The organism is Stenotrophomonas sp. Sm10 (assembly GCF_030985515.1).
Classification (GTDB): domain Bacteria; phylum Pseudomonadota; class Gammaproteobacteria; order Xanthomonadales; family Xanthomonadaceae; genus Stenotrophomonas; species Stenotrophomonas hibiscicola.
Window position 1 is genome coordinate 1 of record NZ_JAPTFO010000086.1, and the last position, 14,091, is coordinate 14,091.

13 protein-coding genes are annotated in these 14,091 nt (G+C 68.1%); 7 read left to right on the plus strand and 6 right to left on the minus strand.

All coding sequences use genetic code 11. The features are described 5' to 3' along the window. Nucleotides 1-176 precede the first annotated feature (176 nt). Nucleotides 177-473 (minus strand): hypothetical protein, encoded by a 297-nt coding sequence (locus tag O0J15_RS17995; protein ID WP_005410030.1) that lies wholly within the window; start codon nt 471-473, stop codon nt 177-179. A gap of 171 nt (nt 474-644) precedes the next feature. Between O0J15_RS17995 and O0J15_RS18000 the strand changes: the two genes are divergently transcribed. Together O0J15_RS18000 and O0J15_RS18005 are read left to right on the plus strand one after the other, a co-directional pair. Beyond that, the gene (locus tag O0J15_RS18000) at nt 645-1,313 is read left to right on the plus strand and encodes a decarboxylase (protein WP_134735539.1); all 669 of its coding nucleotides are present in this window, start codon (nt 645-647) and stop codon (nt 1,311-1,313) included. Between the two features lie 68 nt (nt 1,314-1,381). Then, nucleotides 1,382-2,158: a CDP-diacylglycerol diphosphatase gene (locus tag O0J15_RS18005; protein WP_134735540.1), complete on the plus strand. Its 777-nt coding sequence runs from the start codon at nt 1,382-1,384 to the stop codon at nt 2,156-2,158. Here the strand turns inward: O0J15_RS18005 and O0J15_RS18010 are convergent. After that, nucleotides 2,155-2,754: a GNAT family N-acetyltransferase gene (locus tag O0J15_RS18010; protein ID WP_134735541.1), complete on the minus strand. Its 600-nt coding sequence runs from the start codon at nt 2,752-2,754 to the stop codon at nt 2,155-2,157. The genes O0J15_RS18005 and O0J15_RS18010 overlap by 4 nt on opposite strands. A 216-nt stretch (nt 2,755-2,970) precedes the next feature. On the opposite strand from O0J15_RS18010, the gene O0J15_RS18015 reads away from it, so the two are divergent. Next, nucleotides 2,971-5,697, plus strand: a complete 2,727-nt coding sequence (locus O0J15_RS18015) for a TonB-dependent receptor (RefSeq protein ID WP_308306067.1) — start codon at nt 2,971-2,973, stop codon at nt 5,695-5,697. 80 nt (nt 5,698-5,777) lie between these two features. On the opposite strand, the gene O0J15_RS18020 is transcribed toward O0J15_RS18015, so the two are convergent. Further along, nucleotides 5,778-6,419 (minus strand): hypothetical protein, encoded by a 642-nt coding sequence (locus O0J15_RS18020; RefSeq protein WP_111099211.1) that lies wholly within the window; start codon nt 6,417-6,419, stop codon nt 5,778-5,780. A gap of 182 nt (nt 6,420-6,601) precedes the next feature. Here O0J15_RS18020 and O0J15_RS18025 point away from each other — a divergent pair, with 182 nt between their 5' ends. After that, complete coding sequence (locus O0J15_RS18025) at nt 6,602-7,762, plus strand: amidohydrolase family protein (protein WP_308306068.1); 1,161 nt, start codon at nt 6,602-6,604, stop codon at nt 7,760-7,762. 78 nt (nt 7,763-7,840) lie between these two features. Here the strand turns inward: O0J15_RS18025 and O0J15_RS18030 are convergent, their stop codons facing one another. Next, nucleotides 7,841-8,278 carry a DUF3806 domain-containing protein gene (locus O0J15_RS18030; RefSeq protein ID WP_308306069.1) on the minus strand — a complete coding sequence of 146 codons (438 nt, stop codon included), beginning with the start codon at nt 8,276-8,278 and terminating at the stop codon, nt 7,841-7,843. A 131-nt stretch (nt 8,279-8,409) separates the two neighbouring features. Further along, nucleotides 8,410-9,291 carry a LysR substrate-binding domain-containing protein gene (locus tag O0J15_RS18035; RefSeq protein ID WP_033833894.1) on the minus strand — a complete coding sequence of 294 codons (882 nt, stop codon included), beginning with the start codon at nt 9,289-9,291 and terminating at the stop codon, nt 8,410-8,412. Nucleotides 9,292-9,413: 122 nt separating this feature from the next. Between O0J15_RS18035 and O0J15_RS18040 the strand changes: the two genes are divergently transcribed. Further along, nucleotides 9,414-10,115 (plus strand): ankyrin repeat domain-containing protein, encoded by a 702-nt coding sequence (locus O0J15_RS18040; RefSeq protein ID WP_308306070.1) that lies wholly within the window; start codon nt 9,414-9,416, stop codon nt 10,113-10,115. Nucleotides 10,116-10,166: 51 nt separating this feature from the next. Beyond that, complete coding sequence (locus O0J15_RS18045; protein WP_308306071.1) at nt 10,167-11,624, plus strand: amidohydrolase family protein; 1,458 nt, start codon at nt 10,167-10,169, stop codon at nt 11,622-11,624. A 121-nt stretch (nt 11,625-11,745) separates the two neighbouring features. Here the strand turns inward: O0J15_RS18045 and O0J15_RS18050 are convergent, their stop codons facing one another. After that, nucleotides 11,746-12,675, minus strand: coding sequence for a LysR family transcriptional regulator (locus O0J15_RS18050; protein WP_155029738.1), 930 nt, complete (start codon nt 12,673-12,675; stop codon nt 11,746-11,748). Nucleotides 12,676-12,769: 94 nt separating this feature from the next. Here O0J15_RS18050 and O0J15_RS18055 point away from each other — a divergent pair, with 94 nt between their 5' ends. Next, on the plus strand, nt 12,770-13,960 hold the full coding sequence (locus O0J15_RS18055; RefSeq protein WP_308306072.1) for an MFS transporter: 1,191 nt from the start codon (nt 12,770-12,772) through the stop codon (nt 13,958-13,960). Nucleotides 13,961-14,091: the final 131 nt, after the last annotated feature.

Genomic DNA, 14,091 nt, shown 5'->3' on the forward strand with positions numbered 1-14,091 from the left:
TCCGCAGATGCATGCTTGACGGTCCCTCCACCCCGGCTCCTACATACCGCGTAGGAGCCGGGAGGAACATACAAGCCGGGAGGAACATACAAGCCATGCTCGACTCGGGTTCTCGCGTGGCCGGACCAGAGAGCAGCCGAGCGTGGGCTCGGCTCTACAGAAGCCTGTGGCGGCGCTTACTCGCAGCGCGTGGACGTGATGACGTTGTCCTTGTCCACGAACACGCGCAGGCGGTCCTGGCGGATGTCCTTGGTGGTGATGGTGCTGGGGCCGATCGGGTTGACCAGGCCGGCACCACTCTCGCGGGACAGGCGGCGGATGTTGGGCTCATTGGCCGGCTGGCCGATCGCCCAGCCCAGCTGGCTGGCGTCGCAGCGGCCGCTGCCTTTGACTTCCGGGCCAGGGGTGCTGACGCAGGCCGACAGCAGCAGGGCAGAGGCCGGCAGCAACAGGGACAGACGGAATGCGGACATGCGAGCGCTCCTGCGCAGGGGAAGATGGCGGGAACGATAGCACCGAGCGTGCGAAAGGCGTCAGCGCCCCGGTCATTGCCGGCACAGCGTGGTCATTGCATAGTGGGAGCAATGGCTGGCAGTACGCCAGCAGGCAGGCCGGGCCCTTCCGGCGCAGGTGTTGGGTACGGTATGACGTCAGGCAGTTTCCGCGGCAAGAACAAGACGATGACGGCGCTGGCGCTGGCGCTGGCGCTGTCGTTGCTGGGCGTGGCGTCTGCCGCGTCCGCTGCCGATCCGGAACCTGCGGCGGTCGAAACCCCGGTGTTCGGCGCCTGGCGCAACCTGCAGACCGAAGCGGGCTACGAGCCTGCGCAGCGTAATCTGGCCTTTGCCATGCTGCCGCAGGCGGCCACCCGCGGTGACCGTTTCGCCATCCTCGATCGTGAGGGCAAGCGCGCGGTGTGCTGCCTGCAGGTGGCCAGCCCCTCGCTGGGGGTGGCCGCGCTGCGTGAGCAGTACCACCTGCCGCAGGCCTGGGTGACCGACCTGAGCAATGGCCGCAGCCCGGTACGTCCCTATGTGCCGCACGTCTATGCGATGCAACGGGTGGACGAACTGGCCGACTACAGCTTCGCCGACGTGCCGGGCGCCTACAGCGACCTGGGCGGGCTGCTTATTCCCGAAGGTGCCGCGCTGGAGGCCGACGGCAGCGCCGTCCGCCTGGGAGACATTCGCTATCCGCTGCATTTCCAACGCCAGCCGCATGCGGATGACGATGGTGCGCTGGACCGCTACAGCCTGCAGGCGGGCGAGGGCGGGGCACCGATCGTGGTTGAAGTACCGTTCGGCACCTACTGATTGCAGCAGCGCACTGGCTAGAATGCAGCGCGGCGCTGTGTGCCGTGCCTGTTCCGTGAGTTGTTTCCGTGTCCCTGCGCCCCTTCCTGCTGCCGTCCCTTCTGCTCTTGTCTGCCTGTGCAAGCGCGCCGCCGCCACCAGCTCATGCCGATGCGCTGTGGCGGTTGATCGAGCGTGACTGCCGTGGCGCTGGAGGGCCGCGGGGTGACTGCCTGCGGGTGGAGCCGGCCGCAGACCGCCGCGATGTGCTGGTCAAGGACGCGCACGGCGACTACCAGTTCCTGCTGATGCCGCTGGACAAGGTCAGCGGTATCGAGAGCCGCAGCCTGTACCAGCGCGGTGCACCGAACTACTTCGCTGCGGCCTGGCAGGCGCGCAGCCACACCGAGCAGGCCTTGCGGCAACCGCTGCCGCGCAACGTCGCGAGCCTGGCGTTGAACTCGCCGCACGGCCGTTCGCAGCACCAGCTGCACATCCACGTGGATTGCCTGCGTGCCGACGTGCTGCAGGTGTTGGACGCGCATGCCGCTGCCCTGGGCAGCCGCTGGGCACCGCTGCCGGTGCCGCTGCGTGGTCATCAGTACCAGGCCCGCCTGTTGCCGGGCGCGGAACTGACCGCCAATCCGCTCAATCTGCTGGCCTATGACCTCGCCGGCGTGGGCGACGTGGGCCAGTGGAGCCTGGTGGTGGCCGGCCGGGAACCCGTGCAGGGTGGCCCCGGCTTCATCCTGCTGGCCACCCGTGTGGACCCCGGCACCGGTAACGAGGCCAGCGCTGAAGAGCTGCAGGACCACGCCTGCGCAGTGCTGACCGGCGCAGGTGCATCGCTGGAGCGGGTCCGCTAACTCTCGGGGTGCTGGCGGCTGCGCCAGACCGGCGCGGTCAGCGCCAGCAGCTGGCGATCCTGCCAACCGTCCAGATCCAGGTGATGGTCGCGCAGCAGCCCTTCCTGTTCGAAGCCGAAGGCGTGCAGTGCAGTGGCGAACGGGCTGCTGCAGTCCGGTGGCAGCATCACGAACAGGCGGTGCACACCCACATCCTCGAAAAGGAACGGGCACAGCGCCCGCAGCGCTGCATCCGCGTGCGGGTGCCAATGCTGCAGCGACAACAGCTCGGCGCAGCGCGTCTGCAAGCACTGCAGGCGGACATGCAACTGGTCCAGTACTGTGCCGTGCTCGTCATGGAATACCCCCAGCATCAGCTGATCGTTGTCCTGCTCCAGCCGCGAGCGGTGCATGTGGGCCAGGAAGCGGGCTTCCTCGTCGATACCCGCCGGATGGCGTCGGCCGCGCCGGCGGCGATCATCGAACAAGCGCCAGCGCGGCAGGTCGGTACGCTGGAACGGGCGCAGGGTGACCGGTGCGGCCTGCAGCTGCAGCAGGTGACGGCGCAGCACCGGCCGCAACGGGGGGAGAAGCGGGGTGGGATACGGGATCATCATCCCCGGCACGATGGCCGTGCCCGCCCCCCTGCACCATTCAAAACATTGCAAAAATGCGGTGAGCGGCGCCGGGGGACTGATTCGGTTCAGGCATAAGGCCATCAGGCCTGGTCATTTCCGTTGAAACCACCCATTCAGGACACTTTCGTTACGGGATCGTTATGTGCCCCACAGGCCGCTCCCGCTACCACCCGCCCAACTCCCCCCAGGAAGCCCATGTCCGCCTCCCCCAAGGCGCTGCGCCCGCGTCCGCTGGTGCTCGCACTGTCGTCCCTGATGCTGGTTTCGCTGCCGGCCTTCGCGCAGGAAAGCGCGCCCACCACATTGCAGGAAGTGAAGGTCACCGGCTCGCGCATTCCGCGCGCCAGTGTCGAGGGGCCCTCGCCGGTGACGGTGATCAGCCGCGAGCAGATCGACGCGCAGGGCTACCGCAATGCCTTCGATGCGCTGAGCGCGCTGACCGAGAACACCGGCAACGTGCAGGGCGAGGACTTCGGCAATACCTTCACCCCGGCCGCCAACACCATCAACCTGCGCGGGCTGGGCCCGAACCGCACGCTGGTGCTGGTCAACGGCCGCCGCCAGGCCGACTATCCGCTGGCCTACGAGGGCTCGGTAAACGTGGTCAACCTGGCCAACATCCCCAGTGCGCTGATCGAGCGCATCGAGGTGCTGGCGGCCGGTGCGTCGGCGGTGTACGGCTCCGATGCCATCGCCGGTGTGGTCAACATCATCCTCAAGGACCGCTTTGAGGGCGTGGACGTGAACGTGCGGGCCGGCGGCACCCAGCAGGGCGGGGGTGACAACCAGCGCGCGCAGGTGGTCGGTGGCAGTTCCGGCGAGCGCTGGGATGCCCTGTTCGGCTTCGAGTTCGACGTGCGCAAGGCGATCCATGCGCGCCAGCGCGATTTCATGGACTCGCTGGATGATGACCCCGCCGGCAAGGCGCCGCAGGCGACCGCGATCGCGTATCGCCGCAACGCCGCTACCGGTCGCAACATCGATCCGGGCGCCAATGGCTGCGACGCGGCGTCGGACATCTATGGCGGCAGCGTGTTCCGTGCCTTCAACCCGCGCCAGGGCTGGTACTGCGGCAGCAACGAGGCCGCCGCCAGCTACTGGACGGTGCAGACCGAGAAGCGCAACCTCAACGGCTACGGCCTGCTGACCTTCCACGTCAACGAGACCACCGACCTGTTCGCCGACCTGGCCGTGGGCAGTGCACGCATCACCAACAACACCCGTGCGCCCACCTGGACCTCGGCGCGCAACTACTTCTACAACCAGACCACCGGCAACCTGGAAAGCTGGTACCGCCGCTTTGCGCCCGAGGAAATCGGTGGCCTGCCGCGCAACGCCAACCGCTTCCTGGAAAACTCGTGGTCATTCAACGTCGGTGCGCGCGGCCAGATCGGCGACACTGGCTGGGACTATGAGGCGGTGTACGGCCGCTCGCGTTACGAGAACCGCACCCGCCGCCCGGTGCTGCTGGCCGGTATCAACGAATACCTGCTTGGCCCGAAGCTGGGCGTGCGCAATGGCGTAGAGGTCTATGCGCCGGATCCGGCGCGCCTGTTCCAGCCGCTGAGCCCGAACGAGTACCAGAGCCTGTCCGGCTACCAGGAGAGCCGCAACGCGGCGTGGCTGCAGACCTTCAGCGCCAGCGTCAACGGCCGGCTGTTCGCACTGCCCGGTGGCGACGCTGCGCTGGCCGCGGTGGTCGAGGCTGGCAGCCAGGGCTATCGCAATCGACCGGACCCGCGACTGGGCACCGGTGAATTCTGGAACACCAGCGCCGGTATTGGTGCCGGTGGCGAGCGCGACCGCTATGCTGCCGGCGTGGAGCTGCAGCTGCCGTTGCTGCAGTCGCTCACCACCACCCTGGCCGGGCGCTATGACCAGTACCGTGCCGGTGGTGAGCACATCGGCAAGGCGACCTGGAGCTTCGGCGTCGAGTTCCGCCCGATCGAGAGCCTGCTGATCCGTGGTACCGCTGCCAGCAGCTTCCGGGCGCCGGACATGAACTACGTGTTCGCGACCGAGACGCGTGGTTACAACCCGGGCATGACCGATTACTGGCGCTGCCGCACCGCAGGCCAGTCGTATGACAACTGCGATTACAACGGCCTGTCGATCGACTACAGCAACCGCGCCAACGCACAGCTGCAGCCGGAAACCGCCAAATCCTATGGTTTCGGCGTGGTCTGGTCGCCGCTGTCCGGGCTGGATTTCAGTGCTGACTACTACGACATCCGTATCGACAATGAGGTCACCAGCCTCGACACCAGCCGTATTCTTCGTGATGAAGCCGATTGCCGCCTGGGCCGCACATTGGGTGGCGAAGCACGCGATATCGGTTCACCGCTGTGCCAGGACGCGCTGTCGCGGGTGATCCGCAACCCGTCCAATGCCACGGTGCAGCCGGACCAGGTAACCCGCGTGCTGATCAACCCGATCAACGCGGCCTCCGAATCGGTGCGCGGCCTGGACCTGAAGGGCAACTGGCGTTTCGATGCCGGCCACTATGGCCGGTTCACCACGCGCCTGGCCTACACCGTGGTGCTGGAGCACAAGTACCGGCAGTTCTCCGATGATCCGGAGCGTGACATCCGCAATTCGCTGGATGACTACCAGTGGCGCAGCAAGGCCAACGGCAGCATCACCTGGAACCAGGGTGACTGGACCACTACGCTGTACGGCAACCGCTTCGGCTCGCTGCCGAAGACCGATGGCAGTGGCCGCATCGCGCCGTACATGACGTACAACGCCAGCGTGTTCCGCCAGTTCGGCGAGAACCTGTCGGTGGGCGTGATCGTGAACAACCTGCGCGACAGCCGCCCGCCGGCGGACAGGAACGGTGGCGGCTGGCCGTTCTACCCGGTCGGCAACTACGACCCGTATGGCCGCCAGTACTGGGTGCAGCTGGACTACCGGTTCCGCTGATCGGGCGGGCAGACAGAAGGCCCGGCAATGCCGGGCCTTCTGCTGTGTCCCTATCCGCTGTGATGGCGCGCGCCGGCGGCCTAGGGCAGTGCCTGCTGCAGGTACGACTCGATGACGTAGCTGAAAGGCTGCTGCTGGCGGTCGCGCAACAGGGCACGCACCTCCAGGATCACGCCGCGGTCGCCTTCGCCCCGCGGCGGCCAGAACGTCTGGTCGGCCAAGGTCTGGCGCTGGAAACCGAGCGGGCCGACCACGCGACCGAAGGGTTCGTCGGTGCTGTCCAGCACCTGGTTCATGGCCGGGCTGAGATGGCCGGGCAGGTACCAGTTGTCGGCCTCGGACAGCACGCGGCTGCCGCAGACCAGCTGCACGCGGCGATAGCGCAGGTCGGCACCCGGCTTCACACCCAGCGCCTGCAGCACATCGGCGGGGGCAGGCTTGTCCTGGCCGTGCACACGCACCGCGCGGACCCGCGCCTGTTCGGCCAGGCCATGTTCGGCACACCAGTGTTCCAGCGTGGCAGTGGCGCTCTGCCCGGACAGCACGCGCTGGTGCAGGCGCTCGACCAGTGCAGCCGGGGCAATGCGCTGCTGGCCCGGCGGCGACTGCAGCGGCGCAGCGGCCGCCGCATCAGTGGCGGACAGGCTGGCGATCGGGGCGGCGGCAAGCAGGGACGCGGCCTGCCAGCGGCGGAGACGATCGTGGCGGTCGGACGGGCCCATGCGGCATCACAGCGGAAACAGGCGCCCATGTTACCCGTTCAGGGGTGTGCACGGCGTGGCTGCGACCGGTTGTCGCAGGGCAGTCATCGCTCTGATGAATGCGTGCCATCCAGATATTTCGTTGGCCGATGGCTGTGGCGAGGCGCACGATGGCGCCATTCTTGGCATCCCGGGAGTTCCCGATGACCCTCCAGTTCGTCCATGGCGGTGTCGACCGCGACGGTGCGCCACTGCATTTCCATATCCGTGATGGCCGCATCAGCGGGCTCAATGGCGAGACCGCGCCGGATGACGGAGCGGAATGCGTCGACCTGCAGGGCTTCGCGGTGCTGCCCGGGCTGGTCGACGGCCACATTCACCTCGACAAGAGCTTTGTCGGCGACCGTTGGCACCCGCACCAGCCGGTGAACAGCCTGCGTGAGCGGCTGGCGGTGGAGAAGGCGGCGGTGGCGGGTGCGGCACCGATGGTGGACCGTGCCGAGGCGCTGATCCGCCAATGCAGTGCTTTCGGTACCGTGGCGATGCGCTGCCATGTCGATATCGACGCCAGCACCGGTCTCGGCCATCTCGAAGCAGTGCGCGAGGCGGCGCTGCGCTGCGCCGCCATCATGCGGATCCAGCTGGTGGCGTTTCCGCAGGCCGGGGTGATCTCCTGTCCCGGCACCGCCGCCGTACTGGAGCAGGCGCTTGCTGCGGGCGTGGAGGTGCTCGGCGGCATCGACCCGACCACGCTCGATGGTGATGCCGAAGGCCAATTGGCGCTGCTGTTCGGCCTGGCCGAGCGCTACGGCGTGCAGCTGGACATCCATCTGCACGAGCCCGGCGAAACCGGCCTGGCGCAGCTGCTGCGCATTGCAGCGCGGACGCGGGCCGCCGGCCTGCAGGGGCGGGTTGCGGTAAGCCATGCCTATTCGCTGGGCGACGTGCCGCTGGCGCGCGCGCTGCAGGTGGGCGAAGCACTGGCCACGGCGGGTGTGGCGATCATGAGCAATGCGCCGGGCGATCATCCGTTCCCGCCGCTGCGCGCGCTGCATGATGCCGGTGTGCGCGTGTTCGCAGGCAACGACAACATCCGCGACTGCTGGTGGCCTTACGGCAACGGCGACCTGCTGCAGCGGGCGATGTTGCTGGGCTACCGTTCCGGCTTCTACACCGATGCCGACCTGATGCTGGCGCTGGACATGGTCACCACCCATGCCGCGCAGGTGATCGGCCTGCCGCGCTACGGTATTGCCGAAGGCCTGCCGGCTACGTTCGTGGCGGTGCGTGCCGACCACGGCCCGGCGGCCGTGGCCGGGGTGCCGGTGGAGCGCAGGGTGGTGGTCGACGGCCGCTGGCTGTAGATCCACGTCATGGCGTGGACGGCACCATCGCGCGGTCTCATTCATCCACGCATGGCGTGGATCTACCCCGATATGCCGTCAGGCGTAATCGTCGGCGCGGGTAGCGACGAACTCTTCCAGCCACGCAAGCAGGTGGGCGATGTCGATGATCTCGCCCTGCTCGACGCGCTTGAGCAGCAGCGTGCTGGCGCCGATCTGCAGGCTGCTGTCGGCATAGCGCAGCACCGCGTCGATGCCCCAGGCATCGGTCACCTGCATCCAGGTCAGGCCCGGCACGCGCTGGGCCAGGGTGTCACCGAAGGCCACGCCCAGCGCTTCCCAGCCATCGCCGTCGTCACGATCGATCAGTTCGGCATCGACCACGCGCTGCAGTGTGGTGGCCGCCAGCGGCCACTGCACCGGCAACGTCGGAAAGCCGGCGGCCACGCGCGCGGCGATCAGCGAACGCTGGTGCTGCAGATGCGTCTGCAGGGCAGCGGGCAGGGGATCGAAACGGGTGGGGATTTCGTCGGACATGGCAAGGCGCCGTGGAGCACGGAAACAACAGGCACTCTACGAGGCGATGTTGCCGGCCGTGCGGCCGGATTGACCATGTTTCGATGCGTGATGCGCGAAATCCATCCACGCATGGCGTGGATCTACTGTGGTCAGTCCGGTTCGCGTTGCACCTGTCGCCACAGCTCGCTGGCCAGTGCGCGCACGGCATCGTCGGCATCGGCACGGTGCAGCAGGCCGATTTCGTAGTTGTCGATCACCGGCAGCTCACGCTCGCCATCGATGATGCGGTGCTCGCGGCTGACCGCGCGGCGTGGCAGCAGGCTGATGCCGATGCCATCGGCCACCGCGCCCTGGATGCCGCTCAGCGACGAGCTCGTGAAGGCGATGCGCCAGCGCAGGCCCAGCGCTTCCACGGCATGGATCATCTCGTCGCGGTACAGTCCGCGCGGCGGGAAGGTGACCAGCGGCAGCGGGTCCTGCTGCAGGCAGCTGCTGCGCAGGCTGTCGATCCAGTGCATCGGCTCGCGCCGGCAATGCACCGCCTGGCGGCTGTTGCGGCGTTGCTTGACCAGCACCAGGTCCAGCTCACCGTGGTCGAAGCCCTGCGCCAGGTCGCGGCTGAGGCCGCTGCTGATCTCCAGCTTCACCTGCGGGTGGCGACGGCTGAAGGCGGCCAGCATGCGCGTGGTCTGCGCGTTGACGAAATCCTCGGGCACGCCGATGCGGACCGCGGTCTCCACGGTCGCACCGGCCAGCGCCTGCGCCATTTCCTCGTTCAGGTCGAGCATGCGCCGCGCGTAGCCGAGCAGGGTGTGGCCGGCATCGGTGGGGTGCACGTCGCGATGGCCGCGTTCGAGCAGGCGATGCCCGGCCAGTTCCTCCAGCCGGCGTACCTTCTGGCTGACCGTGGACTGGGTCGAATGCAGGCGCGTGGCCGCCGTCGTGAAGCTGCCGCAGTCGGCCACCATCACCAGCGCCCGCAGCAGGTCCAGTTCGAACAGGGTTCTATTCGATTTGGCACTGTCTTGCATTTGAACATTTCACTTCTGGATACCCAGGCCGACTTCTACCATGCGGGGCAGGGGCCGGCAATGCGCGGCTGTTGCTACCGTCGCACGGCGTTCCGTGGCGACGGACACGAGGAGATACTGTCATGCGCGTCCATCATTCCGCTGGCTGGCCTGCGCCCTTCGCGCGCGCGCTGCTGTTGTGCCTGCTGGCCATGGTCACCCCCGCCTGCACCGCCATGTCCCGGGCCGACGCAGACGCGCGCCTGCGGGATGCTGCCAGCCGCGGCGACGCCGATGCGGTGCGACAGGCGATCGAGGAGGGCGCCACGCTGGAGGCGCGCGATGGCCAGGGCCGCACCGCGCTGCTGCTGGCCACGCACGGCAACAACGTGGAGGCCGCGCGCGAGCTGATCGAAGCCGGTGCCGACGTCAACGCCAAGGATGCGTTGCAGGACAGCGCCTACCTGTACGCAGGCGCGCGTGGCCTTGATGAGATCCTGGCGATGACCCTGGCGCATGGTGCCGATCTGCGCAGCACCAACCGCTATGGCGGCACCGCGCTGATTCCGGCGGCAGAGCGCGGCCATGTCGCCACTGTGCGCGCGCTGCTGCGGGCCGGCGTGGCGGTGGACCATGTCAACCGGCTGCACTGGACCGCGCTGCTGGAAGCGATCCTGCTCGGCGATGGCAGCGCGCGCCACGTGCAGATCGTGCAGCTGCTGCTGGAGGCCGGTGCCGACCCGGAGCTGGCCGACGGCGATGGCGTAACGCCGCTGGCACACGCGCGCCAGCGCGGCTATACCGGAATTGAATCCCTGCTGCGCCAGCACGGCGCGGTGCGCTGAGCCGCAACCCCTTCCACCCGCACGCTGGTCGTGCCCACCAGGATGCTGTCCATGTTCCGTTCCCGTCCGTTGTCCCTTGCCATCCTCCTTGTGGTGGCGCCGCTGTCGGCATCTGCTGCCGAGCGCGCCGACCTGCTGATCCGTAATGCCACCGTGGTCGACGTCGAGCACGCCAGCACCCTGGCCGGGCAGAGCGTGGTGATCCGCGGCGAGGACATCGTCGCTGTCGGTCCAGATGCGCAGCTGCGCAGCCAGTGGAGCGCGGCCCGCCAGATCGATGCCAAGGGCAAGTACCTGATCCCGGGGCTGTGGGACATGCACGTGCATTTCGGCGGTGGCCCGGCGCTGATCGAAGAGAACAAGGCACTGCTGCCGCTGTACATCGCGCACGGCATCACCACCGTGCGTGATTGTTCCGGCGATCTGCCCGAGCAGGTGCTGCAGTGGCGTGGCGAAATCGCCAAGGGCACGCTGTTCGGCCCGCGCCTGCTCAGTTCCGGCGCGAAGATCGAGGGCATCAAGCCGGTGTGGAAGGGCACGATCGAAGTGGGCAGCGAGACCGACGTCGACAAGGCGATCACCCGACTGCAGCACGACAAGGTCGATTTCGTGAAGATCACCGACAGCACGCTGAAGCCGGAACTGTTCCTGTACTCGGCCGGTGCGGCGCGAAAGGCCGGCTTCAAGGCCTCGGGCCACATTCCAATGGCGCTGACCGTGGAGCAGGCGGTCGATGCCGGCCTGGCGTCGATCGAGCATCTGGACTACGCATTCAAGGCCGGCAGCAAGGATGAAGCGCAGATCGCCGCCGACTTCGGCGCCGGCCGCATCGACCGCGCCGAAGCCAATCGCCGCCTCGACGCCAGCTTCGACCGTGACACCGCGATGCACGCCTACCGTGACTTCGCCAAGCGCGGCGTGTTCGTGACCCCGACCCTCAACGGCGGCCGCATCCTCGATTTCCTTGACCAGGATGACCACGCCAACGACCCGTACCTGGCCTACATCGGCCCGGGCCTGCGCGCGACCTACCAGTGGCGCGTGGACCGCGCGGCGAAGGCGACGCCGGCGCAGATCGAAGCGCGCCACGCGCAGTACCACCAGGTGGCCGCGGTGCTGCCGATGCTGCAGGAGGCCGGCGTGACGATCATCGCCGGTACCGATGCGGGCTTCCTCAATTCGTTCAATTTCCCGGGCATCGCCCTGCACCAGGAGCTGCAGCTGTTCGTGAAGGAGGGCCTGAGCGCGCCGCAGGCGCTGTCGGCCGCCACCCGTTCCGGCCCGGCCTGGTTCGGCCAGATGGACCGCTACGGTGGCGTTGCACAGGGCAAGGCTGCCGATCTGGTGCTGCTGACCGCCAACCCGCTGCAGGACATCGCCGCCACCGAGAAGATCGACAGCGTGATCCTGCGCGGCAACGTGTATGACCGCGCTGCGCTGGACAGGATGTTGGCTGATACCAGGGCCAAGGTCGCGGCGTGGAATGCCGAGGCGGCGAAGGCCAATTGAGGGTGGGGCGGGGCGGAATCCACGCAACGCATGGCGTGGATCTACCGGTTGCCGTCCGGGCATATCCATACCCGCGATCAGCAGTAGATCCACGCCATGCGTGGATGATGCGGCCGATGACCTAACGCGGTGCCGGCCGCATGCCATGCAGCTGCGGCAGTGCGGCCTTCATCGCATCGATGAAGGCGCGCAGCCGCGGCGGCTGCTGGCGCGCGGCAGGAAACACGACATGCACCGGCAGTGCCGGCGCCTGCCAGTCCGGCAGCAGCTGCACCAGCCGCCCCTGGGCGAGGTCGTCGGCCACCAGCCAGGCCGAGACCACCGCTGCGCCCAACCCGGCGCGTGCAGCCTGCTGCACCACGAACAGGTTGTCGCTGAGCAGGCGCGGGCTGATCGAAAGGGTATGCGCGCGCCCCTGCGCGTCATGCAGCAGCAGGCGTTCGCGGTAGTAGGTGACCAGCGAGATCCATGGCAGTGCCTGCGCCTGTTCCGGCGTACTGACCGCCGTGGCGTCCACCAGCGAGGGCGCTGCCACGACGATGCGCGGCACTTCGGCCAGCGGCAGTGCCACCATGCGCGGTTCGTCGACCGGTCCCACACGCACCGCGCAGTCGATGCCTTCGGCGATGAAATCCGGACGACGATCTTCCAGGATCCACTCCAGGCTCAGCTGTGGGTGCTGGGCGAGGAACGCGAGCATGGTCGGAAGCAGCTGCGCCTGGCCAAAGGCATGCGGCACCATCACCCGCAGGCGTCCGCGCAGCGTTTCCGGTTCGCCGTTCAGTTCGGCCTGCAGCGACTCCCATTCGTCGACCACGCGTTGTGCATGACGCTGGCAGCGCAGGCCGTCCTCGGTCAGTTGCAGGCCGTGGGTGGAACGCTGCAGCAGGCGCAGGCCGAGCTGTCGCTCCAGTGCCTGCAGGCGTCGGCTGACTGTCGGCTGGGTGGTGCCCAGCAGCACGGCCGCGGCAGACAAGCTACCGGCATCGACGATGCGCAGGAAGGTGCGCAGCAGATCCAGGCGATCCGCACCGGTTGCGAGGTCATTCATGCGTATGGCGTATGAAATATATGTGCCAGAGCCTACTACAGACGTATGGCGAATACAGGCAGGATACGCCCACTTCCTCTACGGGGCTCCCCCCATGTCTACCCCCTCGCTGTCTGTTGCGGCCGCACCGGCGACCGTGCCTTCCGCCCTGGTGCTGGCGATGGCGGCCGGTGCCGGCTTCTCGGTCGCGTCGCTGTATTACAGCCAGCCCATGCTGGGCCTGATCGCCCAAGACCTTGGCGCCGGTGAGCGCGCCGCCGGCCTGGTCCCGACCCTGACCCAGCTGGGGTATGCGCTGGGCATCCTGCTGCTGGCCCCGCTGGGCGACCGCTTCGACCGCCGCCATCTGATCCTGTTGAAGTCCGCGCTGCTGGCGCTGGCACTGGGCGCCGCCGCGATGGCCGGGCACCTGCCGGGCCTGCTGATGGCCAGCCTGCTGGTCGGGCTGATGGCAACGCTGGCGCAGGACATCGTTCCCGCCGCTGCGGTGCTGGCACCGGATGCGCAGCGCGGCCAGATCGTCGGCCGGGTGATGACCGGCCTGCTGCTCGGCATCCTGTTGTCGCGGGTGGTCAGTGGCGTGGTGGCTGAAGCGTGGGGTTGGCGCACGCAGTTCGTGCTGGCGGCGGTATCGGTGGCGGCGATGGGCGCGGTGATGGCGCGTGCGCTGCCGCGCTTCGCGCCGACCAGCACGCTGCGCTATCCGGCGTTGTTGGGTTCGTTGTTGGCGTTGTGGCGCGAGCAGCCGCAGTTGCGCCGTGCGGTGGCCAGCCAGTCGCTGCTGGCCGTGGGATTCAGCGCGTTCTGGTCGACCCTGGCGCTGATGCTGCATGCCCGCCTGGGTCTGGGTAGTGCGGCGGCGGGTGCGTTTGGTATTGCGGGTGCGGCCGGTGCACTGGCCGCGCCGTTTGCCGGCCGTTTTGCTGATCGACTGGGGTGCCATGCGGTGGCACGGCTGGCGATTGCGGTGGCGCTGCTGGGCTTCGGCCTGCTGCTGGCCGAAGCCTGGTTGCCGGCCGCCGCGCTGCTGCCGTTGCTGGTGGTGAGTGCGCTGCTGTTCGACTTCGGCTTCCAGTCGGCGCTGGTGGCGCACCAGACCCTGGTCTACGGCCTGGTACCGCCGGCACGCAGCCGGCTCAATGCGCTGTTGTTCACCGGCATGTTCATCGGCATGGCCGCCGGCGGTGCGCTGGGCAGCCTGGCGCTGGCGCAGTGGGGGTGGCACGGCGTGGCCTGGCTGGCGGTGGTGTGTGCGGGGGGCAGCCTGGCACTGCGTTTGAAGTAGGGGGTTGTTCGGCAGGGCTTGCAGCCCTGCACCTGCTGGAGGCAACAGCAACAGCAACAGCGGGGTTACTGTAGGGAGGCGGGGTGGGTCCGGTTGCGGGGGACGCCGTGAATCCCCAGTCCGGGCCCGCC

What these genes read in the sequence shown, in the direction of transcription:
- O0J15_RS17995 (WP_005410030.1), bottom strand. Translation starts at nt 473, where the DNA reads ATGTCCGCATTCCGTCTGTCCCTGTTGCTGCCGGCCTCTGCCCTGCTG.
- O0J15_RS18000 (WP_134735539.1), top strand. Translation starts at nt 645, where the DNA reads ATGACGTCAGGCAGTTTCCGCGGCAAGAACAAGACGATGACGGCGCTG.
- O0J15_RS18010 (WP_134735541.1), bottom strand. Translation starts at nt 2,754, where the DNA reads ATGATGATCCCGTATCCCACCCCGCTTCTCCCCCCGTTGCGGCCGGTG.
- O0J15_RS18015 (WP_308306067.1), top strand. Translation starts at nt 2,971, where the DNA reads ATGTCCGCCTCCCCCAAGGCGCTGCGCCCGCGTCCGCTGGTGCTCGCA.
- O0J15_RS18020 (WP_111099211.1), bottom strand. Translation starts at nt 6,419, where the DNA reads ATGGGCCCGTCCGACCGCCACGATCGTCTCCGCCGCTGGCAGGCCGCG.
- O0J15_RS18025 (WP_308306068.1), top strand. Translation starts at nt 6,602, where the DNA reads ATGACCCTCCAGTTCGTCCATGGCGGTGTCGACCGCGACGGTGCGCCA.
- O0J15_RS18030 (WP_308306069.1), bottom strand. Translation starts at nt 8,278, where the DNA reads ATGTCCGACGAAATCCCCACCCGTTTCGATCCCCTGCCCGCTGCCCTG.
- O0J15_RS18035 (WP_033833894.1), bottom strand. Translation starts at nt 9,291, where the DNA reads ATGCAAGACAGTGCCAAATCGAATAGAACCCTGTTCGAACTGGACCTG.
- O0J15_RS18040 (WP_308306070.1), top strand. Translation starts at nt 9,414, where the DNA reads ATGCGCGTCCATCATTCCGCTGGCTGGCCTGCGCCCTTCGCGCGCGCG.
- O0J15_RS18045 (WP_308306071.1), top strand. Translation starts at nt 10,167, where the DNA reads ATGTTCCGTTCCCGTCCGTTGTCCCTTGCCATCCTCCTTGTGGTGGCG.
- O0J15_RS18050 (WP_155029738.1), bottom strand. Translation starts at nt 12,675, where the DNA reads ATGAATGACCTCGCAACCGGTGCGGATCGCCTGGATCTGCTGCGCACC.
- O0J15_RS18055 (WP_308306072.1), top strand. Translation starts at nt 12,770, where the DNA reads ATGTCTACCCCCTCGCTGTCTGTTGCGGCCGCACCGGCGACCGTGCCT.